Source organism: Streptomyces sp. IBSBF 2435 (assembly GCF_036815005.1).
Taxonomy (GTDB): Bacteria; Actinomycetota; Actinomycetes; order Streptomycetales; family Streptomycetaceae; genus Actinacidiphila.
Genome location: NZ_JAJSYW010000001.1, coordinates 125,830 through 151,659 on the forward strand (window position 1 = coordinate 125,830; position 25,830 = coordinate 151,659).

A 25,830-nucleotide genomic window follows, 5' to 3' on the forward strand; every position below is an offset into this window, starting at 1 on the left:
TGTCCGCTGACGCGGGCAATCGTGAGGGGGAGACGACCGGTGCACGCACGAGTGCCGCAGGTGGCGGGATTCGCCCGCTGGCCGCACGAGAATTCGGCGAAGCAGAGGGGGAAGGCGCTGCGCGAGCGGCTGCCGCGGACGGCGTTCGGCCGCCCCGGGGGATGGACCTGGCAGGACAGGGGCGGCTCCGCTTCCGGCACGGCCGCCGCGGTCGCCGCCGTCGAGGAGTCCAACGCGGGCCGAATACCCGAACTCATCCCGCTGCGGGTCGGGCGGATGGCGGCGAGCCCCTTCGCCTTCCTGCGCGGCTCGGCCGGGCTGATGGCCGCCGACCTCGCCGACAGCCCGGTGACCGGCATCGCCGCCCAGATCTGCGGTGACGCGCACGCTGCGAACTTCGGGCTCTACGGTGACGCCCGCGGCGGCCTGGTCATGGACATCAACGACTTCGACGAGACCGTCCGCGGCCCCTGGGAGTGGGACCTGCTGCGGCTCGCGACCTCGCTGGTGCTGGCCGGGCGGGAGGCCGGCGCGGCCGACGACATCTGCCGGGCGGCGGCGTACGACGCGGTGGGCGCGTACCGGCGGACCACGCGGCTGCTGGCGAAGCTCCCGGTGCACGAGGCGTGGAGCGCCATCGCCGACGAACAGCTGGTCGCGCACGCCGGGGCCCGCGACCTGGCCGGAACGCTGGACCAGGTGTCGGCGAAGGCCCGGCGCAACACCAGCGCGAAATTCGCGGCGCGCTCCACCGAGCCGATCGAGGGCGGCGCGCGGCGCTTCACCGACGCCCCGCCGGTGCTGCGGCGGATCCCGGACGCGGAGGCCGCGGCGGTGGCGGGCGCGCTGGACGGCTATCTTCGGACGGTCGGCGAGGACCGGCTGCCGCTGCTGGCGCGTTACGCCGTGCACGATGTCGCCTTCCGGGTGGTCGGCACGGGCAGCGTGGGCACCCGGTCGTACGTGGTGCTGCTGCTCGACCACCTGGGCGAGCCGCTGCTGCTCCAGGTCAAGGAGGCCCGCGCGTCGGCGCTGCCGGCCCACGCCGCCAAGGCCGGCTTCCCCGCCGAACCGGTGGACCACGAGGGCCGCAGGGTGGTGCTGGGCCAGAAGCGCATGCAGGTCGTCAGCGACTTCCTGCTCGGCTGGACCGAGGTGGACGGTGTGCCGTACCAGGTGCGGCAGTTCAGGAACCGCAAGGGGAGCGTGGACCCGGCGACGCTGCCGTCCGGGCTGCTCGACGACTACGGCCGGATGACGGGCGCGCTGCTGGCCAGGGCCCACGCGCACAGCGCGGATCCACGGCTGGTGACGGGCTACTGCGGCAAGAACGAGGAACTGGACGAGGCGATGGCGGCCTTCGCGGTGGCCTACGCCGACAGGACCGAGGCCGACCACGCCGATCTGCTGGCCGCGGTACGGGCCGGGCGGCTGCCCGCGGACTTCGAGGGCCGGCCGGAACCAGCTGGCCGGCCGAGGCCGGCGGCTCCCGGGCCGTACCAGGAGTGGGCCGCCTGCGGCCCGGTGATCGGCCCGATCTCCGGGACAGGGCCTAGGCTGTCCGGGTGACGAACACCTTCGGAACCGAGTCCGCCGCCGCGTCAGCCGCCGCCGCGGCGTCCGTTCCTGGTTCGCAGGAGCGGCTGGCGGCGGCGGTGCGCGCGGCCGAGCAGGCGCTGATCGAGTTCGAGATCGCCGTGGAGACCTTCCGGGTCGAGGTGGAGAATTTCTCCCGGCTGCACCACCAGCGGCTCGGCCCGATGTACGCGCGGCTGGACGAGCTGGACGCGCTGGTCGCGGAAGCCGTCGCCGCCCACAGCGGCGACCGGGCGGACATCGAGCGGGCCTGGGAGGCCCGCGCGCTGGTCATGCCCATGCCGGGGGTGGAGGAGCTGTTCGGCGGGCTGCTGGGCTCCGACGGCGTACGCCCGGTGGAGGACCCGAACCCGCCGCGCCGGGTCCGGCCCGGCAAGGAGGCCCAGCGGCTCTACCGCGAGCTGGCCCGCAAGGCGCACCCCGACCTCGCCCAGGACGACGAGGAGAAGGAGCGGCGCAGCGCCTTCATCTCCCGGGTCAACGAGGCCTATGCCTACGCCGACGAGGACGCGCTGCGTGCCCTGTCCGCCGAGTGGGACGCAGGGCCGGTGCTGCTGGCCGACCTGCCCGGCGAGGCCGAGGTGCTGTACGCCCGGCTGGAGTGGCTGGCCGACCGCAAGGAGAAGCTGTCGGCCATCGCCGCGGAGCTGGACGAGAGCGCGATCGGGCAGATGATGCGGCTCGCCCCGGACGACCCGGACGCGCTTCTCAACGAGATCGCCGAGCAGCTGCTCACCCAGGTCGCCCAGCGCGAGGCCAGGCTGGCGGAACTGGTCCGGGACACCTCGGGCGGTTGAGGTAGCTTTTGCCAGGTCGCCCGCGCGTCCCGCGGGCGTCGCAAGTCAGCGGTCCCGCCGGCGCGCGGACCGCGTACCCCGTGTCCCCAGGAGGCCGCGCCCGATGTTCCGTTCCCAGCTGCCCGCGGTGGACGCCACCGCCGTACCGGCCGACGCGGTCCTGCTCGACGTCCGGGAGAACGACGAGTGGGCCGCGGGGCATGCGGAAGGCGCGCTGCACATCCCGATGGGCGAGGTCGTCGCCCGGATCGGTGAGCTGCCCGAGGACGGGCTGATCCATGTCGTCTGCCGGGTCGGCGGCCGGTCCGCGCAGGTCACGCAGTACCTGATCGGCCAGGGCAGGGACGCCGTCAACGTCAGCGGCGGCATGCTCGACTGGGAGGCCGCCGGCCGCCCGGTCGTCACCGGCGACGGCGCAGACGGCTACGTCCTCTGAGTCCTCCGGCGTGACTGGCGGGTCCCTCCCGCCGGTCACGTTCGCCGGTCAGGCGTCGAAGTCGACCTCGACGACCGGTGTGACCGGGTGCGACTGGCAGGCCAGGACGTAGCCCGCCTCGGTCTCCTCGGGCTCCAGCGCGTAATTGCGGTCCATCCGCACCTCGCCCGACACCAGCCGGGTCCTGCACGTCCCGCACACCCCGCCCTTGCAGGCGTAAGGCGCGTCGGACCGGTTGCGCAGCACCGTCTCCAGCACGCTCTCGCCGTCCGCCGAGGCCCAGCTGCCGGCGCGGCCGTCCAGCGTGGCCCGGACCGTACCGCCGCCGGGTATCGGCGCCGTCGCGCGATCGCGGGTTGGCGCCTCGTCCACGTGGAAGATCTCCTGGTGGACCCGGGAGCGCGGCACGCCCAGCGCCCGCAGAGCCCGCTCGGCCGCACCGACCAGCCCCAGCGGCCCGCACAGATACCAGCCGTCGACCGCCGCGACCGGCAGCAGCGCGGGGAGCAGCAGCGCCAGCCGGTCCGCGTCGAGCCGCCCGGACGGCAGCCCCGCCTGCTGCTCCTCGCGGGACAGCGCGGGCACCAGCTGGAAGCGATCGGGCCAGCGGTCCTTCAGGTCGGCAACCTCGTCGAGGAACATCGTGGACGCGGCGGTGCGGTCGCTGCGCACCAGGCAGAAGGTCGCGCCCGGCTCGCGGTCGAGCACGCTGGCGATCTGGGAGAGCACCGGGGTGATCCCGCTGCCGCCGACGACTGCGGCGAAGCGGCCTTGCCGCGGCTCCAGCACGAACCGCCCGGCGGGCGTCATCACGTCAAGCACGTCCCCGGCGGCCAGCTCCTTGAGGGCGTAGCCGGAGAATTCCCCGGCCTCCACCAGGCGCACCCCCACCCGCAGCGTGCTCGGCCCCGGGCCCGGCGCGGCGGGGACCGGGTCGCACAGCGAATACGTGCGGCGGATCTCGGCGCCGTCCACCCGGCGGCGGACGGCGATGTGCTGGCCCGGCGCGTACCGGTACGCGGGCCGCAGCTCCTCGGGGACCTCGAAGGCGATGGTCACCGAGTCGTCGGTGAGCGGGCGGACCTCGGCCACCCGCAGCGGATGGAACATTCACACCTCCTTGAAGTGGTCGAACGGTTCGCGGCAGGACTCGCAGCGGCGCAGCGCCTTGCACGCGGTGGACGAGAAGCGGCTCAGCAGCACGGTGTCGGTGGAACCGCAGTGCGGGCAGCGCACCGCCAGATCCACGGCCACCGGCTGCGGCCGGCCGCCGGTGGCGGCCTTACGGGCGGCGCCCGCGCCGGGGCGGGGCGGCGCGACCCCGTGCTCGGCGAGCTTGCGACGGCCCTCGGGGCTGATCGCGTCGGTGGTCCAGGCCGGTGCGAGGACGGTCCGCACCGAGACCTCGGACATGCCGTGCTCGGTGAGCACCCTGGTGATGTCGGTGGCCATCGTGTCCAGGGCGGGGCATCCGGTCCAGGTCGGGGTCAGTTCCACCCGCACCCTGCCTGGTCCCGTGACCTCTATGCCGCGCAGCACGCCCAGCTCGGCGAGCGATATCACCGGCAGCTCCGGGTCCGGTACCTCGCCGACCAGCCGCAGCAGCTCCTCCTCCAGCGCGCTCGCGGTCACCATGTCGCCCCCGGGTGCGCGCGGTGCAGATACTGCATCTCGGCCAGCAGCCGTCCGAACGCCTCGGTATGGACGCCCTGCCGGCCCGCTCCCGCCGCCCACGGGGTGCGGTCCGCCCCCTGCGGCAGGTCGAGGGCGGCCCGCCGGACCGTGTCCGCGACCCGTGCGAGCCAGGGCGCGCGCAGGGCGGGCAGGTCCACTGCGAGTCCTTCGAGCGGTTCGAACAGCTCGCCGGTGTACCGCCACAGGTCCTCCAGGGCGCGCTGCATCCTGCGGTGGCTCTCCTCGGTGCCGTCGCCTAGCCGCAGCGTCCACTGCTCGGCGTGGTCGCGGTGGTAGGCCACCTCCTTGACCGCCTTGGCGGCCAGCGGCGCGAGGTCGCTGTCGCCGTCCGCGAGCGCGGCGTAGAGCAGCTCCTGGTAGACCGAGAAGTACAGCTGGCGGGCGATGGTGTCGGCGAAGTCGCCGTTGGGCCGCTCCACCAGCTGCACATTGCGGAATTCGTGCGGCTCGCGGCGGAAGGCCAGCTCGTCCTCGTCGCCGGTCAGCGAGAGCAGGGTGCGGGCCTGGCCGAGCAGGTCGAGGGCGATGTTGGTGAGGGCGACGTCCTCCTCCAGCACGGGGGCGTCCCCGGCCCACTCCCCCAGCCGCTGGGCCAGCACGAGCGCGTCGTCGCCGAGCGCGAGGGCGGCGGTCACAGGTGCTTCACCCCTTCCGGGATCGCGTAGAACGTCGGATGGCGGTAGGGCTTGTCGGCGGCGGGCTCGAAGAACGGGTCCTTCTCGTCGGGGGAGGAGGCGGTGACCGCGGTGGACGGCACCACCCAGATCGACACGCCTTCCGCCCGCCGGGTGTAGAGGTCCCGCGCATTGCGCAGGGCCATCTCGGCGTCGGGCGCGTGCAGGCTGCCCGCGTGGGTGTGGCTCAGTCCGCGCCGGCTGCGGACGAAGACCTCCCACAGCGGCCACTCGCCGCCCGGCTGCTGCTGCCCGCTCATACCTGTCCCTCCCGCTGTCCCGCGGCGCCGCTGTCCGCGGTGTGCCCGGTGGCGCTGTGCTTGGCGGCGTAGGCGGCGGCCGCGTCCCTGACCCAGGCGCCGTTCTCGTGGGCGGTGCGGCGGCGCTCCAGCCTTTCCCGGTTGCACGGCCCGTTGCCGCGCAGCACGTCCTGGAATTCGGCCCAGTCGATCGGACCGTGGTCGTACCCGCCGCGTGCCTCGTTCCACCGCAGGCCGGGGTCGGGGAGGGCCAGGCCGAGGACTTCGGCCTGCGGGACGCATATGTCCACGAAGCGCCGCCGCAGTTCGTCATTGGAATGGCGCTTGATGCGCCAGGCCATGGACTGGGCCGAGTGCGACGACTCGTCGTCCGGCGGGCCGAACATCATCAGCGAGGGCCACCACCAGCGATTCACCGCGTCCTGCGCCATCTCGTGCTGGGCGGGGGTGCCGCGGCTGAGGGTGAGCAGCAGTTCGTACCCCTGCCGCTGGTGGAAGGACTCCTCCTTGCAGATCCGCACCATCGCCCGGGCGTACGGGCCGTAGGAGCAGCGGCACAGCGGCACCTGGTTGGTGATCGCGGCGCCGTCGACCAGCCAGCCGATCGCGCCGACGTCGGCCCAGGTCAGGGTGGGGTAGTTGAAGATGGACGAATAGCGCTGGCGGCCGGCGTGCAGCTTGTCGAGCAGTTCGTCCCGGCTCACACCGAGGGTCTCGGCGGCGCTGTAGAGATACAGCCCATGCCCGGCCTCGTCCTGGACCTTGGCCATCAGGATCGCCTTGCGCCGCAGCGAGGGCGCCCGGGTGATCCAGTTGGCCTCGGGCTGCATGCCGATGATTTCCGAGTGGGCGTGCTGGGCCATCTGGCGGACGAGGGTGTCGCGGTAGGCGTCCGGCATCCAGTCCCGCGGTTCGATCCGCACCTCGTCGGCCACCGCCGCGTCGAAGGCCGCGGCCAGCGCCTCCTGGCCGGCCGCCGGTCCGCCGGACCGCGGTGTCCCGCCCAGTGCCGTCGTGTCCCTGGCGGTCGCCGTCGCCTGTGCCGTTGTCGTCATGCGGACCCCTCCTCTGCCCGGTCGAGCCGTCATCGGTCGACCGGACAACCGGCCGGCCTCACCAGCCGACCGACCGATCGTTCGGTCCATTCCATGGTCGGTGGCTCGCCGTGGGGGTGTCAAGCCATTCCGTCACCTGTGGATAACTCGGTAAGGTCACCGCCGGACCCCCGGGTGGGTAGCGTGCTGCCCGGCAGGCGTGCCCGGCGCGGAGAGCGGAGAGACGATGCAGTCAGTGCAGGGGGCATCGCCCCAGGTGGCGACGTTGTCGCTGCCCGCCCGAATAGCGGTGGCCGTGACCGTGGGCGTGGTCGCGGTGGGAGCGCTCCTCCATCTCGGCATGGTGTTCCTGCATGTCGCGCCGTCGAACACGCTCAGCAAACAGCACGCCACGGCGGTCAACGACTACATCTACCCGGAGTTCGAGCAGAACTGGAAGCTGTTCGCACCCGACCCGGTGCAGCAGAACAACCACGTGCAGGCCCGCGCGGAGGTCCGCAAGCCGGACGGCAGCACCCAGACCACCGGCTGGGTGGACATGACGGCGATCGACGTGGCGGACATGCGGCACAACCTGCTGCCCAGCCACACCGAGCAGAACGAGCTGCGCCGGGCCTGGAGCTACTACACCGACACGCACAACGACCAGAACCAGCCGACCGCGGGCAACGGCAGCGACCTGAGCAGCACGTATCTGCAGAACATCCTCGCGAAGCGCCTCGGCTCCACGCTCAACGGCGGCACGGTCGTCCGCATCCAGGCCAGAGCCGCCACCACCGCGGTCGCCAGGCCGTCCTGGAGCGGTGAGTCGATCGACACCACCACCCAATACCGGGAGCTGCCGTGGTGGACCGCCACCACCGCGCCGGCAGGGCAGGAGAAGACCTCGTGAGCGATTCCCGCACCCCGGCCGCGCACGCCGAGGACCCCGCCGACTCCACGGATACCGCCGGCGTGGCTGACGCAGCCGTCGGCAGCCACGCCCAGGGCGCCCTGCCGGCCGCCTCGCCCTTCGCCGGGCTCGGCCGCGCGCTCGACCGGGGCATGGCCCAGGGCCTGGCCAGGGTCACCGGCAGCGCCCTGGCCCCCTACCAGGTCGCGATCGTACGGATCGGCTTCGCGCTGACCTGGCTGGCCTTCCTGCTGCGGGAGTGGCCGCACCGCTCCGAGCTGTACGGCCCGGACAGCTCGTGGAGCTTCGGCCTGGCCAAGCGGCTCGTCGCCGGGAACCACGCCTTCACCGCGCTGCTGTGGAGCGACAGCCGCGGCTGGTTCGAGCTGGTCTACGCGGTGGCCGTCGTCAGCAGCGCCATGCTGCTGGTGGGCTGGCGCACCAGGACCGCTTCGGTGCTCTTCATGATCGGTGTGCTCTCGCTGCAGAACCGCAGCGTCTTCATGGGCGACGGCGGCGACAACGTCGTCCATCTGATGGCGATCTACCTGGTCTTCACCCGCTGCGGGCAGGTCTGGTCGCTCGACCGGCGCCTCGCGGCCCGTGCCGAGGCCAAGGCCGAGGCGCGGGCGGCCGCGGCGAGCGGGACCCACGCCGCCGACGACGGCCTGGCCGTCCGCAGCCCCGGCGTCGATCCGGCGGGGATCGCGCTGTGGACGCTGCTGGGCGCCGCCCTGGTGGTGGCCACCGCGATGGACAAGCTCAGCACCGAGTGGGAAGTGGCCCTGTGGGCGGGGCTGCTGATCCAGGCGCTGTGGTGGGCGGTACGGCGTTACGCGCCGGGTGAGCCGCGCACGGTGCTCGACATCATGACCAACGTGATCCACAACGGCGCCATGCTGGTGATCGTCGTGGAGGTCTGCCTGATCTACTCCACGGCCGGCTGGTACAAGATCCAGGGCAGCCGCTGGGAGGACGGCACCGCGCTCTACTATCCGCTGCACCTGGACGACTTCACCCCGTGGCCCGGCCTGTCGCACGCGCTGGCGGGCAATTCGCTGATGGTCATGCTGATCACCTACGGCACGGTCATGGTGCAGGTCGCCTTCCCCTTCACCCTCTTCAACCGCCGGGTGAAGAACGTGCTGCTGGTGGCGATGATGCTGGAGCACGCCTCGATCGCGATCGTGCTGGGCCTGCCCTTCTTCTCGCTGGCGATGATCGCCGCCGACGCCGTCTTCCTGCCCACCGGCTTCCTGCGCTGGCTGGGCGGGCGGATCGCACAGCTGCTGCGGGGGCCCAAGACACCGCCGAGGGCCCCGGCGGTGCCCGGGCAGCGGCCTGCGGACGGGAACGGCGGGCATCCCGCGGCAGGACCGCCGCCCACCGAGGCCCTGACCTGACCCGGCCCCGTACGCCGGCCTACGGCGAGCCCCGCCGTAGGCTGGCGCCATGAGCGACGAGCAGGCCGTACTCCGGCCGACCGGGGCGGGGTCAGCCCTACGGCGGTGGCACGAGCATGCCGCGGACCCGGACACGGTCGTGCTCGACGGCTTCCACGCCCTCAAGCACGCCCTGCGCTTCGGCGCCGACGTCCATGTGGCGGTCAGCAGTGACAAGGACGCCGTGCTGCGGCTCGCCGCCGACCTCGCACCCGACCTGACCGCGGACCTCGCGGAGCGCGTCACCGAGATCCCGGCCGCCGCACTGCGCGAACTGGTCACCCGCGTCCACCCCACCGCGGTGGCCGCGCTCGCCGCCCGGCCCGCACGGGACGGGGGTACGGCCGCGCTGGCCGCGCTGCCCCGGCGGGCGCCCGTCGTGGTCCTGGACCGCCCGCGCAACCTCGGCAATGTCGGGGCGGTGATCAGGCTCGCCGCCGGCTTCGGCGTCACCGGCGTCGTCACCACCGGTGACCTGGACCCCTGGCACCCCAACGCCGTACGGGCCGGCGCCGGGCTGCACTATGCGACGGCCGTGGAGCGTACGACCCCGGACGGGCTGCCGCCGGGGCCGCTGCACGTCCTCGACCCGGAGGGCGAGGACATCCGTGCCGCCGAGCTGCCGGACGACGCGCTGATCGTCTTCGGCTCGGAACGGCGCGGCGTGTCGGACGACCTGCGCGCCCGGGCCACGACACTGGTCTCGCTGCCGATGCGGCCCCAGGTGTCGAGCTACAACCTGGCCACCAGCGTCGGTATGACGCTCTATCACTGGTCGGCCACCTCCGGCTCCCCGCTGGTCCCCGGACGTCCCTGACCTGACCTCCCGCGGGGCGCCGGTCAGGCCGGCCGGCGCACCTCCACCGTCCGGAACCGGCCGGCGACGAAGGCCCCGTCGCACAGCGCCGCATTGGCCGCGGGATTGCCGCCGGAGCCGTGGAAGTCGGAGAAGGCGGCGGTCTGGTTGACGTACACCCCGCCGGTCAGATTGAGCGACAGCTGCGCACACTCCTCCAGGCAGACCTCCTCCAACTGTTCCGCCACCTCGGCCGAGACGGTGTAGCCGCCCACCGTCATGGCGCCGTGGTCGCGGATCGTCCGGCGCAGCAGCTCCAGCGCGGCGGCGGTGGAGTCGACGGCCACGGCGAAGGCGACCGGGCCGAAGCACTCGGCCATGAACGCCGCCTCCGCGTCCGGCTTGGCGGCGTCCAGCCTGACCAGTGCCGGGGTGCGGACGACCGCGTCGGGGAAGTCGGGATGGGCCACCTCGCGCGAGGCCAGCGCGACCTCGCCCATACCGGGGGCGGCGTCCAGCCGTGCCTTGACGTCCGGATTGACCAGTGCGCCGAGCAGGGCGTTGGCCCGGGTGTCGTCGCCGAGCAGCTGCTCCACCGCGGCGGCGAGGTCGGCGACCACCTCGTCGTACGTCCGCGGTCCGGCCTCCGTACCGATGCCGTCCCGGGGAATCAGCAGATTCTGCGGGGTGGTGCACATCTGGCCGCTGTACAGCGACAGGGAGAAGGCCAGGTTGGACAGCATGCCGCGGTAGTCGTCGGTGGAGTCCACCACCACCGTGTTGACCCCGGCCTTCTCGGTGAAGACCTGCGCCTGGCGGGCGTTGGCCTCCAGCCAGTCGCCGAAGGCGGTCGATCCGGTGTAGTCGACGATGCGGACCTCGGGGCGCACCGCAAGCGTCTTGGCCAGGCCCTCGCCCGGCCGGTCGACGGCGAGGCAGACCAGGTCGGGCGAGAAGCCCGCCTCGGCCAGGACGTCACGGGCCGCGCCGACGGTCAGCGCGAGCGGCAGTACGGCCCGCGGGTGCGGCTTGACCAGCACCGCATTGCCGGTGGCCAGCGACGCGAAGAGGCCCGGATAGCCGTTCCAGGTGGGGAAGGTGTTGCAGCCGATCACCAAGCCGATGCCGCGCGGCACGGCGGTGAAGGACTTCTGCAGATGCAGCGGATCCCGCTTGCCCTGCGGCTTCACCCATTCGGCGGTGCCAGGGGTGCGCATCTGCTCGGCGTACGCATACGCCACCGCCTCAAGGCCGCGGTCCTGCGCGTGCGGGCCGCCCGCCTGGAAGGCCATCGTGAAGGCCTGGCCCGAGGTGTGCATCACCGCGAGCGCGAACTCGTGCGTCCGCGCATTGATCCGGGCCAGGATCTCCAGGCACACCATGGCGCGTGCCTCGGGTCCCGCGTCCCGCCAGGCGGGCATCGCGGCCCGCATCACGGGCAGCAGCACATCGGGATCCGGGTGCGGATACTGCACGCCCAGCTCCTGGCCGTACGGCGAGCGCTCGTCGCCGGTCCACTCGTCGGTGCCCGGCTGCGCGGTCGCGAAGGCGAAGCGATGGCCGAGCTGCGCCTCGAAGGCGGCCCTGCCCTGGTCGGCATCGGGATACGCCTTGGGGTGCTCGGGGTAGGGCGACCAGTAGGCGCGCGTCCTGATGGTGTCCAGCGCCGTGTCGAGGGTGCCGCGATGGCGCTCGGCCAGAGACTGGGTGGAGAGATCGGCGGACAATGGGACCAACTCCTCGTCGAGCTGGGCTGCGTGGAGGGGACACCGCTAGATTAACCGAATGTTCGGTCGGGACAAGGGCGCAAAACCCGACCTGTGGAAAAGTCCGCCGGAGCCGCGCCAGGCCCGGCAGGAAACGGGCCAGCACCGGCGAGGAGTCGTGGACAGCGTGACCGCACTTGACCGCAACAGCACTGTGGCCGTCGTCGGCGTCGGCACCATGGGCCAGGGGATCGCGCAGGTCGCGCTGCTCGCCGGCCACCGGGTGCTGCTCCACGACGCCGTCCCCGGCCGCGCCCAGGTCGCGGCAGATGGCGTGGCGGGCCGCCTCGACCGGCTGGTCGCCAAGGGCCGGATCGGCGCGACCGACGTCAAGGACGCGCTGGCCCGGCTCATTCCCGCGGAGAGCAGCGCCGATCTGGCCGGGGCCGTGCTGGTCGTGGAGGCCGTCGTGGAGGACCTGGTCGTCAAGCAGGCGCTGTTCGCCGAGATGGAGGCGGTCGTCGGCGACGACTGCCTGCTGGCGACCAACACCTCCTCGCTGCCGGTGACCGCCGTCGCGGGCGCGCTGCGGCTGCCGGGGCGGCTGGTCGGCCTGCACTTCTTCAACCCGGCCCCGCTGCTGCCGCTGGTCGAGGTGGTCGCCGGTGCCGCCACCGACGCTTCGGCCGTCGCCACCGCCTGCGACACGGCCGAAGCCTGGGGCAAGACGCCGGTGCGCTGCACTGACACCCCCGGTTTCCTGGTCAACCGCATCGCCCGCCCCTTCTACGCCGAGGCCCTGCGGGTGTACGAGGAGCGCGCCGCCGATCCCGCGACCATCGACGCGGTCCTGCGTGAATGCGGCGGCTTCGCCATGGGTCCTTTCGAGCTGACCGACCTGATCGGCCAGGACGTCAACGAGGCGGTCACCCGGTCGGTCTGGGAGGCCTTCTTCCACGACCCGAAGTTCACCCCGTCGCTGGCCCAGCGCCGGCTGGTCGAGTCCGGGCGGCTCGGCCGCAAGACTGGCCGCGGCTGGTTCGACTACGCCCGGGACGCGGGCGGCGCGGGCACCGTGGGGCAACCGGCGCCGCACACCGCGGAGCCCGCCCTCGCGCCGCCGTACATCGTGGTGCGCGGCGACCTCGGGCCCGCGGAGGCGCTGCCCGGGCTCGCCCGCGAGGCCGGGATCGAGGTCCGTGAGGAGGAGCCGGCCGGGTCCGGCGTGATCGCGCTGCCCGACGGCACCCCGCTGCGGCTGGCCGACGGACACCCCATGCCCGAGCCGGGGATCCGCTTCGACCTCGCCCTGGACTACCGCACCGCCTCACGTATCGCCGTCGCGCCCTGCGACGGGGTGCATGCCGACGCCGTGGGCACGGCGGTGGGATTCTTCCAGGCGCTGGGCAAGGAGGTCAGCGTCGTCGGCGATGTGCCCGGTCTGATCGTGGCGCGGACGGTCGCGATGCTGGCCGATCTCGCGACCGACGCCGTCTCCCGGCAGATCGCCTCCGCCCAGGACGTCGACACTGCGATGCGGCTGGGCGTCAACTATCCGCTGGGTCCGCTGGAATGGTGCGAGCGGATTTCCGCGGCCTATGTGCGGGATCTCCTGGACGTGCTGCACCTGAGCTGTCCCACCGGACGCTACGCACCCTGCCGGGAGCTGAGGCGGCGTGCGGACGCGGCCGGAGGTGTGATCTCCTCATGACCATGCCGAAGCGCGACACCTATACGCCGGATTCGCTGCTCGCCGTGGCCGTGGAGGTCTTCAACGAGCGCGGCTACGACGGCACGTCCATGGAGGACCTCTCGCGCGCGGCGGGAATCTCGAAATCCTCGATCTACCACCATGTGCGGGGCAAGGAGGAATTGCTCAACAGGGCGGTGGGCCGGGCGCTCGACGGACTGTTCGGCATCCTCGACCAGCCCCTGGCCGGGGACGGTCCCGCGGTGCGGCGGCTGGAGTACGTCATCCGGCGCACGGCCGTCGTGCTCATGGACGAACTCCCCTACGTCACCCTGCTGCTGCGGGTGCGGGGGAACACCACGACCGAGCGGTGGGCGATGGAGCGCCGCAGGGAGTTCGACCAGCGGGTCGCGGAACTGCTGAAGTCGGCCGTGGCGGAGGGCGATCTGCGGGCGGACGTCGAGGTGAGGCTGGCCACCAGGCTGCTGTTCGGGATGATCAACTCGATAGTGGAGTGGTACCGCCCGGCGGCGAAGGGGGCGCTGGACCGCGAACAGGTCGCCGACGCCGTGGTGCGGCTGGCCTTCGACGGGCTGCGTGCGTAGAGCGCGTCCGCACCGGGCCCGCCGGCGCCCGTTTATTGGTCCAGACTACGGCTCCGACCGTCGATCACCGGCGCCATCCAGCCGTGTCCGCGGCCGACCGGTCGGCTGCCCGGGTCCAGGGTTCCGGCCGCCTGTCACCCGGACAGTCGAACCCGCACGGTGCGGCTGGTCGGCGCGTCCCGAAGCCGCGCACACCCGTCCGCACGCCGGTCAGTTCCCGACCACCAGGTCGGTCTCCTCGAAGACCAGCAGCGTCCGGCTGCTGAGCACTTCCTCGATCGACTGCAGCCGGGTGAGCACCAGCTCGCGCAGGCTGCGGTTGTCGACGGTGTGCACCAGGAGCAGTACGTCGAAATCGCCGCTCACCAGCGCGATGTGGACGACACCCGGAAGGGTGACAAGTTTCTCCCGCACCGTCCGCCAGGAATTCTGGACGATCTTGAGAGTGATGTACGCCGAGGCGCCGTGCCCCGCCCGCTCGTGGTCCACCCGGGCGGTGAAACCTCGGATCACCCCGTCGTCGATGAGCCGGTTGATCCGGGCGTAGGCGTTCGCCCGGGACACGTGCACCCGCTCGGCGACTGACCGTATCGAGGCCCTGCCGTCCTCCTGAAGCAGCCGCAGGATCGTGCGGTCTATCGGGTCCAGAGGTCGGACCGTCGGCTCCTCGTCGGCCATCTGTTCTCTCGCCATCCCCCGCAAGCTCCCTACCATGGACGTACTGGCTCCATCTCAGGCTGTGCAGAACCGTTTGTCCACAGGCGGAACCACCCCGTAGCCAAAATGCCTCCGGCGACCGAACAATCGGTAGGGAGAGCGGAACCCGCTCGCGCTACCGATTGCTCTGGTCACCGACCACAAGGAGGTGCTCGCGATGACCGTGCTGGACACCCCCGCCTGGCGGCCACGCGCCGACGCCGCGCCGCTGCTGCCCGATCCGGAGCCGTACCGGCTGCTCGGCACCCCCGCCGCCGCGGACCTGGACCCCGCGCTGCTCGGCAGGCTGTACGCGCAGCTTGTCCGCGGCCGCCGCTACAACCGGCAGGCCACCGCCCTGACCAAGCAGGGCCGGCTGGCCGTCTACCCGTCCAGCACCGGCCAGGAGGCCTGCGAGATCGCCGCCGCTCTCGCACTGCGGCCCGACGACTGGCTCTTCCCCAGCTACCGCGACACCCTCGCTGTCGTCGCCCGCGGGGTCGACCCCGTCGAGGCACTGACACTGCTGCGCGGCGACTGGCACACCGGCTACGATTCCCGCGAGCACCGGGTCGCACCGCTCAGCACCCCGCTGGCCACCCAGCTGCCGCACGCCGTCGGCCTCGCGCACGCCGCCCGGCTCAGCGGTGACGCGGTGGCCGCGCTCGCCATGGTCGGCGACGGCGGCACCAGCGAGGGCGACTTCCACGAGGCGCTCAATTTCGCGGCCGTCTGGCGCGCCCCCGTGGTCTTCCTGGTGCAGAACAACGGCTTCGCCATCTCCGTGCCCCTCGCCAAGCAGACCGCCGCTCCCACCCTCGCCCACAAGGCGGTCGGCTACGGCATGCCGGGGCGGCTGGTGGACGGCAACGACGTGGCGGCGGTGCACCAGGTGCTCACCGAGGCGCTGCGGCGGGCACGCGAAGGCGGCGGCCCCACCCTGGTCGAGGCCGTCACCTACCGGATCGACGCGCACACCAACGCCGACGACGCCACCCGCTACCGGGAGGAGTCCGAGGTCGCGGCCTGGCGGGCGCACGACCCCGTCGAGCTGCTGGAAAGGGAGCTGACGGGCCGCGGACTGCTGGACGACGCCGACCGGCAGCGCGCACTGGACGACGCCGAGACGATGGCGGCCGACCTGCGCGAGCGGATGCACGAGGACCCGCGGCTCGACCCGATGGAGCTGTTCGCCCACGTCTATGCCGAGCCGACACCGCAACTGCGGGCGCAGGCCGAGCAGTTGCGGGCCGAGATGGAAGCGGAGCGGCAGTCATGACCACCGCCGTCACGGCCGCGGACCGCGCCACCGCACCCACCCGCAAACCCGCGACCATGGCGCAGGCGCTCAACCAGGCGCTGCGCGACGCCCTCGCCGCCGACCCGGCGGTGCACGTGATGGGCGAGGACGTCGGCGCCCTGGGCGGCGTCTTCCGCATCACCGACGGGCTGACCAGGGATTTCGGCGAGGACCGCTGCACCGACACCCCGCTCGCCGAGGCCGGCATCCTCGGCGCCGCCGTCGGCATGGCGATGTACGGGCTGCGCCCGGTGGTGGAGATGCAGTTCGACGCCTTCGCCTATCCGGCGTTCGAGCAGCTGGTCAGCCATGTCGCGCGGATGCGGAACCGCACCCGCGGGGCGCTGCCGATGCCCCTCACCGTACGGATCCCCTACGGCGGCGGCATCGGCGGCGTCGAGCACCACAGCGACTCCTCGGAGGCGTACTACCTGCACACCCCCGGCCTGCACGTGGTCACCCCGGCGACCGTCGAGGACGCCTACGGGCTGCTGCGGGCGGCCATCTCCTCCGACGACCCGGTGATCTTCCTGGAGCCGAAGCGGCTGTACTGGTCGAAGGCCGACTGGTCGCCGCAGGAGCCGGCGGCCGTGGCGCCGATCGGGCGGGCCGTGGTGCGGCGAGCCGGGCGTACGGCGACGCTGATCACCTACGGCCCCTCGCTGCCGGTGTGCCTGGAGGCGGCGGAGGCGGCCACGGAGGAGGGCTGGGATCTGGGCGTGGTCGATCTGCGCAGCCTGGTGCCCTTCGACGAGGAGACGGTCGCCGCGGCCGTCCGCGGCACCGGGCGGGCGGTCGTCGTCCACGAGTCGTCGGGCTTCGGCGGCGCGGGCGCGGAAATAGCGGCGCGCATCACCGAACGCTGCTTCCACCATCTGGAAGCGCCCGTCCTGCGGGTCGCCGGATTCGACATCCCCTACCCCCCGCCGATGCTCGAACGGCACCATCTGCCAGGCGTGGACCGCATCCTCGACGCCGTCGGCCGACTGCAGTGGGAGGAGGACTGATGGCCGTCGTGCGCGAATTCACCCTTCCCGACCTCGGGGAAGGGCTCACCGAGGCAGAGATCGTCCGCTGGCTGGTGCAGGTCGGCGAGGTGGTCGCGGTCGACCAGCCGGTGGTCGAGATGGAGACGGCCAAGGCGGTCGTCGAAGTGCCGTGCCCCTATGGCGGGGTGGTGACCGCCCGCTTCGGCGAGGAGGGCGACTCCCTCGCGGTGGGCCGCCCGCTGGTCACCGTCGCGGTCGGATCCGCCGCCGACGGCGCGCCGCCGGCCTCCCCGGACGGCGGCAGCGGTGCCGCCGGCGCGAACGGGCAGGGCTCGGGCAATGTCCTGGTCGGATACGGCACCGGCGCCGCCGTCGCGCGACGCCGGCAGCGTGTCCGGGCGGCGCGCCCCGCGGGCGGCGGCCCGGCAGCCGACGGCGCCACAGCGCCCGGGGGCGGCACGCCCGTCAACGCCGGTACGGCGGCCAGCGGCGGTACGGCGTCCGGTTCCGGTGCGGCGGTCCGTCCCGGTACGGCAGCCGGCGGTGGTGCGGCGACCAGCAGGGGTACGGCGGCCGGCGACGGCCAGGCGGACCTCGACGCCGGGCCGGTGGCCGTCATCTCGCCGCTGGTCCGCAGGATCGCCCGGGAGCACGGCCTTGACCTGCGGCGGCTGGCCGGCAGCGGTCCCGAGGGGCTGATCCTGCGCTCCGACGTCGAGCGCGCTGTCGCCGCCCCGGCCCCGGCGGCCACCGCAGCGGCCCCGGCGCCGTCCGGAGCGGCGGCGCAGGACGGCGCCGAGCGGGTGCCGCTGCGCGGGATACGCCGGACCGTCGCGGAGAAGCTGGCCCGCAGCCGCCGGGAGATCCCCGACGCCACCTGCTGGGTGGACGCCGACGCCACCGAACTGCTCTCCGCCCGGGCGGCGATGAACGCCTCGGGCGAACGGCGGATCTCCGTGCTCGCGCTGCTGGCCCGGGTGGTGACGGCCGCCCTGGCGCGCTACCCGGACCTCAACTCCACCGTGGACATGGAGAAGTCGGAGATCGTACGGCTGCCCGCCGTGCACCTCGGCTTCGCGGCGCAGACCGAACGCGGCCTCGTGGTGCCCGTGCTGCGGGACGCGCACACCATGACCACGACGGCGCTCGCGGCCGGGATCTCCCGGCTCACCGAGGCGGCCAGGACCGGGTCGCTGACGCCCGCGGACCTGACCGGCGGGACGTTCACGCTGAACAACTACGGGGTCTTCGGGGTCGACGGCTCCACGCCGATCATCAACCACCCCGAGGCCGCCATGCTCGGCGTCGGCCGGATCGCCGCCAAGCCGTGGGTGCACAACGGCGAAGTGGCCGTACGGCAGGTGGTGCAGCTGTCGTTCACCTTCGACCACCGGGTGTGCGACGGCGGCACCGCGGGCGGATTCCTGCGGCTCGTGGCGGACTGCGTGGAGCAGCCCGCGGTGCTGCTCGCCGCAGTGTGAGCGGCGAACCCCCGGCCGAGCCCCGCGGCGGCCGGGGGATACTCGCGGGCATGACGACGAGCTACGACGCGGTGGTGCTGGCGGGCGGCGCGGCCAGGCGGCTGGGCGGTACCGACAAGCCCGCGCTCGCGGTCGGCGGCCGGATGCTGCTCGACCGGGTGCTCGCCGCGTGCGCGGCGGCCGACCGTACCGTCGTGGTCGGACCGCGCAGGCCGACCGCCCGGCCGGTGCGGTGGACCCGGGAGCAGCCCGCGGGCGGCGGCCCGCTGCCCGCACTCGCCGCGGGGCTCGCCGCGCTGACCGGCGGGGACCGCCCGGCGGCGGTCGTCGTCCTCGCCGCCGACCTGCCGTTCCTGACGGCACGCACGCTGACCGCGCTCACCGACGCGCTCACCGGCGCCGAAGCCTGCGAAGGCGTCCTGCTCACCGACCCCGCGGGACGCGACCAGCCGCTGGCGGCGGCCTACGCGGCGGAGCCGCTGCGCCGCGAGACCGCCCTGCTCAGAACCGAGCACGGCACCCTCGCCGGGCTGCCGCTGCGGCTGCTGACCGGGGAACTGTCGCTGCGCCGGATCGCCGACCCCACAGGCGAGGCCAGCTTCGACTGCGACACCTGGGACGACGTCGCCGTCGCCCGGGCACGGCTGGACGGGGAGTCCAAGGGGTGAGCCTGGGTGGCTTGCGGGGGCGGATCGGGGACGATGTGCGTGTGGTGGACGAATGGATCGCAGCAGTCAAGACCGAATTGGGCATCGACCTCGACGTGGACACCGGGGTCCTGCTCGATCTGGCACGTGATGCGGCACACGGGGTCGCTCGGCCGGCCGCGCCGCTGACCACCTTCCTAGTGGGATACGCGGCGGCGCAGGCGGGCGGCGGACCCGAGGCCGTACGGGAGGCGGCGCGGAAGGCCGCGGACCTGGCCCTGCGCTGGACGGAGGAGTCGGGCGGATGAGCGGCCCACGCGAGTACGGCCGTCCGGGCGCCGACGCCGCGGACCGGGCACTGGACGACGCCCTGGCGCTGGCCAACAGCCCCGGCGCCGGCGGCGCCTCCGCGCGCCCGTCCAGCACCGACCCCCTGGTCGTCGCCCTCGGGCACGAGCCCGGCGGCGCGGCCCCGGCCCGTACGCCCGCACCGGCCCGGCCCGCCGCAGACGCCGTCCCCTGGCCCGAGGCGCGGCGGATCGCGCGGCAGGTGGGCCGCAGGCTCGACGCGCGGGCGCTGCCGCTCGGCGAGGACGTCCTCGGCATGGCGCTGGCGCGCTCGCTGGTGGCGCTCACCGACCTGCCGTCGTTCGACTCCTCGGCCATGGACGGCTGGGCGGTGGCGGGCGAGGGGCCGTGGCGGCTGAAGGGCCAGGTGCTCGCCGGGCAGCAGCGCTCGGCCGACGCGCTGCTCGGCGGCCACGCCATCCGTATCGCCACCGGGGCCGTACTCCCGCCAGGCACCACCGCGGTGCTGCGCAGCGAGCACGGCGGCACCAGGAGCAGGACCGACGGCGAATGGCTGCACGTCCTGGCGCCGCACCCGGCTCCCCGCTCCGGCCAGGAGATACGGCGCAGGGGCCAGGAATGCCGCGGCGGCGACGAGCTGCTGCCCGCGGGCACGCTGGTGACCCCCGCGGTGCTGGGCCTGGCCGCCGCCGCGGGATACGACGAACTGACCGTCACCATGCGTCCCCGGGTGGAGATCCTGGTGCTCGGCGACGAACTGCTGGACCACGGGCCGCCGCGGGCCGGCCGGGTGCGTGACGCGCTCGGCCCGATGCTGCCGCCCTGGCTGCGCGGGCTCGGCGCGGATGTCACCGGTGTGCGGCGGCTGGTGGACGACGCGGGGGTGCTGCTCGCCGCCGTGGTGGGGAGCACCGCGGACCTGGTGGTGACCACCGGCGGCACGGCGGGCGGACCGGTCGACCACGTCCATCCGGTGCTGGCGAAGATCGGCGCGAAGCTGCTGGTCGACGGGGTGGCGGTACGGCCGGGGCACCCGATGCTGCTGGCCGGACTCCCCTCCGGCGGGCTGCTGGCCGGATTGCCGGGCAATCCGCTCGCTGCCGTCGCGGGGGTGCTCACCCTGGTGGATCCCGTGCTGCGCACCCTGTCCGGCCGGCCGGTGCCGGCGCCCTACGCCGCCCCGCTCACCGCGGACGTACCGGGGCACGCGGTCGACACCCGGCTGGTCCCGGTCGTCTTCGACGACGAATCTGCCGCCCGGCCGCTGCAATTCACCGGCCCCGCGATGCTCCGCGGACTGGCCGCAGCCGACGGCATGGCGGTGATCCCGCCGGGCGGCGCGAGAGCGGGCCAGGAGACGGCGGTCCTGGACACGGGCGCGCTCGCCCCGGCATGGGGGAGCGGCACATGACGCCACCAGGCGACGGCGAACCGCAGGACCCTCCGATCGACGATCCGTCACCGGCCGCGCCCAGAGGCTACAAAGTGGCCTTCCCGCGGCCCGCGGCCGGGCCGTTGGTGCAGGTCACACGGCGCGTGGTGCTGGCGCTCCTGGTGCTGGCCATCACCGTGGTGATCGTCTACGCCGACCGGGGCGGCTATCACGACAACGCCGACGATTCCGTGTCCTTCCTGGACTCCCTGTACTACTCCACGGTGACGCTGTCGACGACCGGCTACGGCGACATCGTCCCGTACAGCACCGGAGCGCGGCTGAGCAACACTCTCCTGGTGACGCCGCTGCGGGTGATCTTCCTGATCATCCTGGTCGGCACGACGCTCGAAGTGCTGACCGAGCGCACCAGGGAGCAGTTCCGCCTCACCCGTTGGAGAAGAACGTTGCACGATCATGTGGTCATCGTGGGATACGGCACCAAGGGCCGGTCGGCGGCGCGGACGCTGCTGGGGCGGGGTGTGCCGCCGGAGCGGATCGTGGTCGTCGACCCGAACCCGAAGGTGGTGCAGGGCGCGACCGAGGAGGGTTACGTGGCGGTCGCAGGCGACGCGACCCGCAGCGAGGTGCTGCGCAGGGCCGAGGCGCAGCGGGCCCGGCAGATCGTCATCGCCGCCCAGCGCGACGACACCGCGGTCCTGGTCACCCTGACCGCCCGGCAGCTCAACCGGCGGGCGCACATCGTGGCCTCGGTCCGCGAGGAGGAGAACGCCCCGCTGCTGCGCCAGTCAGGCGCCGACGCCGTCATCACCAGCTCGGGCGCCGCCGGACGGCTGCTCGGGCTGTCCGTGCTCAGCCCGAGCGTCGGCCAGGTGATGGACGACCTGATCACGTACGGCAGCGGTCTGGACCTCATCGAGCGGCCGGTCGCCGGGTCCGAGGTGGGCATGGCGCCGCGGGATGTCCGTGACCTGGTGGTGTCGGTGATACGCGACGCGCGGCTGCTGGACCACGACGATCCGGAAGCCGCGCCGCTGCGGGCCGCCGACCGGCTGATCGCGATCCGCCGCGCGACCGACGGGCCGGCCGCCGCACCGCTCGGCTGACCGGCGCGGCCGTACGGTCAGCGCCCGGGTGTCGCCAGCCGGGCTGCGGCCTGCGCGCGGGCCGCTTCGAGCACCGCGAGCAGCAGCGACTTGCTGGAGCTGCGTTCGCGGACGTCGCACAGCAGGACCGGGGTGTCGGGGCCCAGGTCGAGCGCGTTGCGCACCTGCTGGGCCGAGCAGTCGCGCTGCCCGTTGAAGCAGTTGACGCCCACCGCGAAGGGGATGTCGCGGGCTTCGAAGAAGTCGATCGAGGCGAACGACGCGTCGAGCCGGCGGGTGTCAGCGAGCACGATGGCCGCGAGCGCGCCGGTGGACAGGTCGTCCCACATGAACCAGAAGCGGTCCTGCCCGGGCGTACCGAACAGGTACAGCACCAGCTCGGGCGCGATGGTGATGCGGCCGAAGTCCATGGCGACGGTGGTCGAGGTCTTGCCCTCGACGCCCGACAGATCGTCCACGCCGAGGCTCGCCGTTGTCATGCGTTCCTCGGTCTCCAGCGGGGGCACCTCGCTGACCGAGCCCACCATGGTGGTCTTGCCGACGCCGAAACCGCCCGCGATGAGGATCTTGAGCGCGGTCGGCATGACCGGCTCAGAGCCGACGGATACCATTCATCACCCTTTCGATGAGTTCCACGCTCGGCCGGTCTTCCTGCCCGGGCGGCGCCTGGACCAGGATGAGCGAGGCGTTCAGCAGATCCCCGCAGAGGATCTTCACCACGCTCACCGGCAGGTCCATATGCGCGGCGATTTCGGCGATCGCCACCGCCCGGGTCCGGCACAGGTCGAGAATCTGGTTGGCCTCTGGCTCCAGATGGTCATGCTCGATTCCGTGCACGGACCGCGCGGCTACCAGCGTGATCAGTGTGAAGGTGTGCCGACTGTGCCGGGTGCGGCCGCCCGTGATGGCATAGGGCCGCAGATGACGTCCGGCCTCCACACCGTCGTGCCATCGGGGTTCACGCATCCTGTATGCGACCACCGGAGGTCTGCACGCGGGGTGCGGCACTCAGGTACGCGCCGACCTGCTTGACGAGCGTGCCCATCTCGAATGCCATCATCCCGACATCGACCCCTTCCGTGGCGATGGCCGCCAGTCTGGCGCCCCGTCCCGCGGCGGTGACGAAGAGGAAGGCCTTCTCCATCTGGATGACCGTCTGCTGGACCTCGCCGCCCTGGAAGTGGCGTGCCGCCCCGCGGGCGAGGCTGTGCATACCCGATCCGACCGCGGACAGATGCTCGGCGTCGTCCCGACGCAGGTCCTTCGACTTGCCGATGAGGAGACCGTCACCGGACAGCACGATGGCGCAGCGGATCTCTGGAATCCGGTCCACCAGCCCGTCGAGGAGCCAGTCCAGCTGAGGACCGGGTTGTACCTGCTCAGTCATTGCGTAACATTCCCTCACAGTTGGTTGGCACCCGAGCTCCTCGAATCCGGTCGTCCCTCCGTCGCGCCCGGCTCGTCGGTCTCGGACATCCTGGCCCGCTCCAGCCCCTGCTGAATGGCGATCATCGCGCGGGCCGACGCGTCAGGGGAAATGACGCCGTTGTCCCCCCCGCTGCCGTCCGGCCGGTCCTGTGTGTAAGCGGCCTCCCTGCGCAACTGCGTGGCGAGGCTCGCTCCCCTGGTCCGCTGGGGCAGGACCTGGGGGGTGGTCAGCGGGTGTTGTGCGTCCTGCGCAGGCACATTACCGGTGGGCATGGTGCCGGTGGGCACATTGCCGGTCGGAATGGGTCCCGTGGGTACGTTGCCGGTGGGCATGCCGTACCCGGCAGGCGGATTCCCGCCGGACGCGGCGGACACAGGCCGCCCCGTCCCGCCGGAATCGGTTCCGTAGTGCGCCGGGTGCTCCTGGGCGGGTGCCCATTCGGACGGGCCGGGCGCGGGTGAGGCGGGTTGATCCGAAGCGGCGGGCAACAGGCCGGGACCTCCGTATTCGGGGAAGCCGCTGTAGTCCGGGACACGGGTGTGCGTGAGGGGGTGGGCCTCGTTCTGCGGGATCACCCGGCCGCCGTCGGGCATGATGACGCCCGCGTTGCCGCTGCGCAGCCCCGCTCCGCCACTCGCCGCGCCGCCGCCCGTGCCCGCGGCGGGACCGCGGTCGGCGGCCACGAGCACGCCGCTGTCCAGGGCGGGGGCCGCGGGTCGCGGCGCCTCGGAGACCAGGTTGCGCGGTCCCTCGCCGGCCGCCGTGCTGACGGCGCTCGCGCCGGCCGCCGACCTGAGCTGGTCGAGGACCGGGGAGTCGACCTCTTCGAGCAGGGCCGCCGGCAGCAGGACGACGACGAGCGTGCCGCCGTAGACCGAGTCGCGCAGCTCGACCTTGATCCGGTGCCGCTCGGCGAGCCGGGCGACCACGAAGTGGCCCAGGCGCGGGTCCTCGCTGAGCGCCGTCATGTCCAGCCGGGGCGGATTGGCGAGCAGCTCGTTCGCGTGGTCCAGCAGTTCCTGCGGCATGCCGAGGCCGTGGTCCTCGATGTGGACGACCAGGCCCTTGCCCACCTTCGACGCGCTGACGAACACCTGGGTGTCGGGCGGCGAGAAGCTCGTACCGTTCTCGATGAGTTCGGCGAGCAGGTGGGTGACGTCCGCGACGGCCCGCCCGGCGAGGGCGAGCTGACGGTCGGCCGGCATGTTCTTGACCTTGACGCGGGTGTACGACTCCGTCTCCGCGACAGCGCTGCGCATCACGTCGATGATCGAGACCGGGGCGGTCATCTGGCGGCTCGGTGCGGCGCCGCTGAGGATGACCAGGCTCTCGGCGTGCCGGCGGACACGGGTCGCGAGGTGGTCGACCTTGAAGATGTCCTTGAGCAGGTCCGAGTCCTCGTGCTTGCGCTCGAGGTCGTCGAGCAGCGAGATCAGCCGGTGGATCAGGATCTGGGTACGCCGGATGAGCTGGGCGAAGACTTTCTCGGTGCCCTCGCGGCCCAGCGACTGCCTGATGACGGTGTCCGCGGCGACCCGGCCGAGCTGGTCGATGGCCCCGGCGATCCGCTCGATCTCGTCGGTCGCCTGATGGCTCTGCGGTGCCAGACTCGGCCGCGGGACGCGCTCGCCACTTTCTATTCGCGCCAGCAGCCGCGGCAGCCACACACCGGACAGCTCGTTGGTGCGCGCCTGGAGGTCGGAGAGCCGGCGCAGCGTCGAGCGGCGGGAGCGCAGCGCGAGCAGCACGCCGGCGGCGAGCGCGGCGAGGGTGGCGCCGGTGCCGATGAGCACCGCGATCAGCTGGTCGTTGGCGCCGTCCGAGGCGATGTCCGCGAGGTCGGCGAGCGAGTCGGAGCCCAGGCCCTGCAGGTCCGCGGTGAGCGCGTCGGCGGCGGTCGGCCACTCGGCGGCGAGCTGCGGCAGCGCCGTGCCCTGCCCGGTGGCCACCGCGTCCTCGATGCGGCTGACGGTGTTGGACTGCGCGTTGTCCGCGATGCGTGCGGCGGAGGTCGCGGCGCCGCCCGGCAGGTCGCCGATGGTCAGGTCGGTACGCAGCTGGCGCTGGATCGCGAGGTATTCGCCGAACTGGCCGCGGGCCGTGGCGGAGAGCTGGTGGGCGGGCAGCGCGGCGGACAGGACCGCGTCCTCGCGGGAGAGCATTTCGGTGATCTGTGCGACGGAGGCGGTGGCGGTCGCGCCGTGGACGAGGCGCCCGTCGTCACTGCGCGAGGCCGCGCTGACCAGGCCGATGCCGTTCGAGACGGTGTCGGTGAAGAACTGGAAGGCGTCGGTGGACGACAGGCTGTGGCCGTCGATGGCGCTGCGCCGCTCGGGCAGGAAGACCAGGGCGTCCCCGAGGGACTTGGACCAGCTCTGCAGGCCCGAGCTGTTCAGCCCGGAGGCCTTGCGGTACTTCTGTACCGCGGCGTCGGTCTTGGTGCGCGCGGCGTCGAGGTCCTTGCGGGCGGTGGAACTGCCGCCCGCCTGCCAGACCGCGGTGAGCCGGCGCTCGGTCTGCAGCCCGGAGACGACGTCCTGGGCGGGCCGGGCGACGGACGAGGTCCGGTCGGCGGCGGCGTGCAGGTCGATCTGCCGGCTGACGAGTCCGTCCGCCGTGTAGCCCCACAGCCCGCACAGGCAGACGGCGGGAACGACAAAGGGCAGGACGAACGAGGAACGGAGAGATCTGCGCGGGACGGAACGATGACGTGTCCGCCGGTCGCGGGTGCCTGGCATCTGATTCCTCGTACGGCAGCGGAACGCTGGTTCATTAAGGGACAGTTGCGAATTTGCCGGTCTTTCCTCCGGCGCGGCGACTTGACTCACCGTCAACG

The 25,830-nt window shown here is 73.0% G+C and carries 24 protein-coding genes and 1 pseudogene; 14 read left to right on the forward strand and 11 right to left on the reverse strand.

What is annotated here, in order from left to right:
* Positions 1-39: 39 nt before the first annotated feature.
* From V7E46_RS00555 to V7E46_RS00565, 3 genes are all read left to right on the forward strand, one after another.
* On the forward strand, positions 40-1,569 hold the full coding sequence (locus V7E46_RS00555; RefSeq protein ID WP_333766527.1) for a DUF2252 domain-containing protein: 1,530 nt from the start codon (positions 40-42) through the stop codon (positions 1,567-1,569).
* On the forward strand, positions 1,566-2,393 hold the full coding sequence (locus V7E46_RS00560) for a hypothetical protein (protein WP_333766528.1): 828 nt from the start codon (positions 1,566-1,568) through the stop codon (positions 2,391-2,393). The genes V7E46_RS00555 and V7E46_RS00560 overlap by 4 nt, the downstream gene beginning before the upstream one ends.
* A 103-nt stretch (positions 2,394-2,496) precedes the next feature.
* Positions 2,497-2,829: a rhodanese-like domain-containing protein gene (locus V7E46_RS00565; RefSeq protein WP_329176802.1), complete on the forward strand. Its 333-nt coding sequence runs from the start codon at positions 2,497-2,499 to the stop codon at positions 2,827-2,829.
* A gap of 48 nt (positions 2,830-2,877) precedes the next feature.
* On the opposite strand, the gene V7E46_RS00570 is transcribed toward V7E46_RS00565, so the two are convergent.
* From V7E46_RS00570 to paaA, 5 genes are read right to left on the reverse strand one after another with little or no spacing between them, the layout of a single operon-like run.
* On the reverse strand, positions 2,878-3,939 hold the full coding sequence (locus V7E46_RS00570; protein WP_333766529.1) for a 2Fe-2S iron-sulfur cluster-binding protein: 1,062 nt from the start codon (positions 3,937-3,939) through the stop codon (positions 2,878-2,880).
* Complete coding sequence (gene paaD / locus V7E46_RS00575; RefSeq protein WP_333766530.1) at positions 3,940-4,464, reverse strand: 1,2-phenylacetyl-CoA epoxidase subunit PaaD; 525 nt, start codon at positions 4,462-4,464, stop codon at positions 3,940-3,942.
* Positions 4,458-5,159 carry a 1,2-phenylacetyl-CoA epoxidase subunit PaaC gene (gene paaC, locus V7E46_RS00580; protein WP_333766531.1) on the reverse strand — a complete coding sequence of 234 codons (702 nt, stop codon included), beginning with the start codon at positions 5,157-5,159 and terminating at the stop codon, positions 4,458-4,460. The genes paaD and paaC overlap by 7 nt, the downstream gene beginning before the upstream one ends.
* Positions 5,156-5,458, reverse strand: a complete 303-nt coding sequence (gene paaB, locus V7E46_RS00585) for a 1,2-phenylacetyl-CoA epoxidase subunit PaaB (RefSeq protein ID WP_329176794.1) — start codon at positions 5,456-5,458, stop codon at positions 5,156-5,158. Before paaB ends, paaC begins: the two co-directional genes overlap by 4 nt.
* Positions 5,455-6,513, reverse strand: a complete 1,059-nt coding sequence (gene paaA, locus V7E46_RS00590; RefSeq protein WP_333766532.1) for a 1,2-phenylacetyl-CoA epoxidase subunit PaaA — start codon at positions 6,511-6,513, stop codon at positions 5,455-5,457. The genes paaB and paaA overlap by 4 nt, the downstream gene beginning before the upstream one ends.
* Before the next feature lie 226 nt (positions 6,514-6,739).
* Between paaA and V7E46_RS00595 the strand changes: the two genes are divergently transcribed.
* Genes V7E46_RS00595 through V7E46_RS00605 form a run of 3 tightly spaced genes read left to right on the forward strand, consistent with a single transcriptional unit; the run spans position 6,740 to position 9,664 of the window.
* Positions 6,740-7,405, forward strand: coding sequence for a DUF5819 family protein (locus tag V7E46_RS00595; RefSeq protein ID WP_333766533.1), 666 nt, complete (start codon positions 6,740-6,742; stop codon positions 7,403-7,405).
* Positions 7,402-8,808, forward strand: a complete 1,407-nt coding sequence (locus tag V7E46_RS00600) for an HTTM domain-containing protein (protein WP_443053918.1) — start codon at positions 7,402-7,404, stop codon at positions 8,806-8,808. The genes V7E46_RS00595 and V7E46_RS00600 overlap by 4 nt, the downstream gene beginning before the upstream one ends.
* 49 nt (positions 8,809-8,857) lie before the next feature.
* Positions 8,858-9,664: a TrmH family RNA methyltransferase gene (locus V7E46_RS00605; protein WP_333766534.1), complete on the forward strand. Its 807-nt coding sequence runs from the start codon at positions 8,858-8,860 to the stop codon at positions 9,662-9,664.
* 23 nt (positions 9,665-9,687) lie between these two features.
* Here V7E46_RS00605 and paaN read toward each other — a convergent pair whose 3' ends face one another.
* The gene (paaN, locus tag V7E46_RS00610) at positions 9,688-11,370 is read right to left on the reverse strand and encodes a phenylacetic acid degradation protein PaaN (RefSeq protein WP_333766535.1); all 1,683 of its coding nucleotides are present in this window, start codon (positions 11,368-11,370) and stop codon (positions 9,688-9,690) included.
* A 166-nt stretch (positions 11,371-11,536) separates the two neighbouring features.
* Between paaN and V7E46_RS00615 the strand changes: the two genes are divergently transcribed.
* The gene (locus V7E46_RS00615; protein ID WP_333766536.1) at positions 11,537-13,060 is read left to right on the forward strand and encodes a 3-hydroxyacyl-CoA dehydrogenase; all 1,524 of its coding nucleotides are present in this window, start codon (positions 11,537-11,539) and stop codon (positions 13,058-13,060) included.
* Positions 13,057-13,644, forward strand: coding sequence for a TetR/AcrR family transcriptional regulator (locus tag V7E46_RS00620; RefSeq protein ID WP_333766537.1), 588 nt, complete (start codon positions 13,057-13,059; stop codon positions 13,642-13,644). The genes V7E46_RS00615 and V7E46_RS00620 overlap by 4 nt, the downstream gene beginning before the upstream one ends.
* Positions 13,645-13,854: 210 nt before the next feature.
* Here V7E46_RS00620 and V7E46_RS00625 read toward each other — a convergent pair whose 3' ends face one another.
* The gene (locus V7E46_RS00625) at positions 13,855-14,337 is read right to left on the reverse strand and encodes an Lrp/AsnC family transcriptional regulator (RefSeq protein ID WP_329176781.1); all 483 of its coding nucleotides are present in this window, start codon (positions 14,335-14,337) and stop codon (positions 13,855-13,857) included.
* A gap of 181 nt (positions 14,338-14,518) precedes the next feature.
* Between V7E46_RS00625 and pdhA the strand changes: the two genes are divergently transcribed.
* From pdhA to V7E46_RS00655, 6 genes and pseudogenes are all read left to right on the forward strand, one after another.
* The gene (gene pdhA, locus V7E46_RS00630; RefSeq protein WP_333766538.1) at positions 14,519-15,619 is read left to right on the forward strand and encodes a pyruvate dehydrogenase (acetyl-transferring) E1 component subunit alpha; all 1,101 of its coding nucleotides are present in this window, start codon (positions 14,519-14,521) and stop codon (positions 15,617-15,619) included.
* A complete protein-coding gene (locus tag V7E46_RS00635) occupies positions 15,616-16,647 on the forward strand; it encodes an alpha-ketoacid dehydrogenase subunit beta (RefSeq protein WP_333766539.1) in 1,032 nt (343 codons plus the stop codon). The genes pdhA and V7E46_RS00635 overlap by 4 nt, the downstream gene beginning before the upstream one ends.
* Positions 16,647-18,110, forward strand: a complete 1,464-nt coding sequence (locus tag V7E46_RS00640) for a dihydrolipoamide acetyltransferase family protein (RefSeq protein WP_333766540.1) — start codon at positions 16,647-16,649, stop codon at positions 18,108-18,110. The genes V7E46_RS00635 and V7E46_RS00640 overlap by 1 nt, the downstream gene beginning before the upstream one ends.
* 50 nt (positions 18,111-18,160) lie before the next feature.
* Positions 18,161-19,065 (forward strand): annotated as a pseudogene (locus V7E46_RS00645) (DUF6457 domain-containing protein).
* Entirely contained in the window at positions 19,062-20,477 is a 1,416-nt protein-coding gene (locus tag V7E46_RS00650) for a molybdopterin molybdotransferase MoeA (RefSeq protein ID WP_333766541.1), read from the forward strand. Before V7E46_RS00645 ends, V7E46_RS00650 begins: the two are co-directional and overlap by 4 nt.
* Positions 20,474-21,565 carry a potassium channel family protein gene (locus V7E46_RS00655; RefSeq protein ID WP_333766542.1) on the forward strand — a complete coding sequence of 364 codons (1,092 nt, stop codon included), beginning with the start codon at positions 20,474-20,476 and terminating at the stop codon, positions 21,563-21,565. The genes V7E46_RS00650 and V7E46_RS00655 overlap by 4 nt, the downstream gene beginning before the upstream one ends.
* Before the next feature lie 17 nt (positions 21,566-21,582).
* Here the strand turns inward: V7E46_RS00655 and V7E46_RS00660 are convergent, their stop codons facing one another.
* The 4 genes from V7E46_RS00660 to V7E46_RS00675 are packed head-to-tail and all read right to left on the reverse strand — an operon-like array spanning position 21,583 to position 25,732.
* Positions 21,583-22,176 (reverse strand): GTP-binding protein, encoded by a 594-nt coding sequence (locus V7E46_RS00660; protein ID WP_329176770.1) that lies wholly within the window; start codon positions 22,174-22,176, stop codon positions 21,583-21,585.
* Positions 22,157-22,504 carry a DUF742 domain-containing protein gene (locus V7E46_RS00665; protein WP_333766543.1) on the reverse strand — a complete coding sequence of 116 codons (348 nt, stop codon included), beginning with the start codon at positions 22,502-22,504 and terminating at the stop codon, positions 22,157-22,159. Before V7E46_RS00665 ends, V7E46_RS00660 begins: the two co-directional genes overlap by 20 nt.
* A gap of 19 nt (positions 22,505-22,523) precedes the next feature.
* Positions 22,524-22,952 carry a roadblock/LC7 domain-containing protein gene (locus V7E46_RS00670; protein WP_329176768.1) on the reverse strand — a complete coding sequence of 143 codons (429 nt, stop codon included), beginning with the start codon at positions 22,950-22,952 and terminating at the stop codon, positions 22,524-22,526.
* Between the two features lie 14 nt (positions 22,953-22,966).
* Positions 22,967-25,732, reverse strand: a complete 2,766-nt coding sequence (locus V7E46_RS00675; RefSeq protein ID WP_333766544.1) for a nitrate- and nitrite sensing domain-containing protein — start codon at positions 25,730-25,732, stop codon at positions 22,967-22,969.
* Positions 25,733-25,830: the final 98 nt, after the last annotated feature.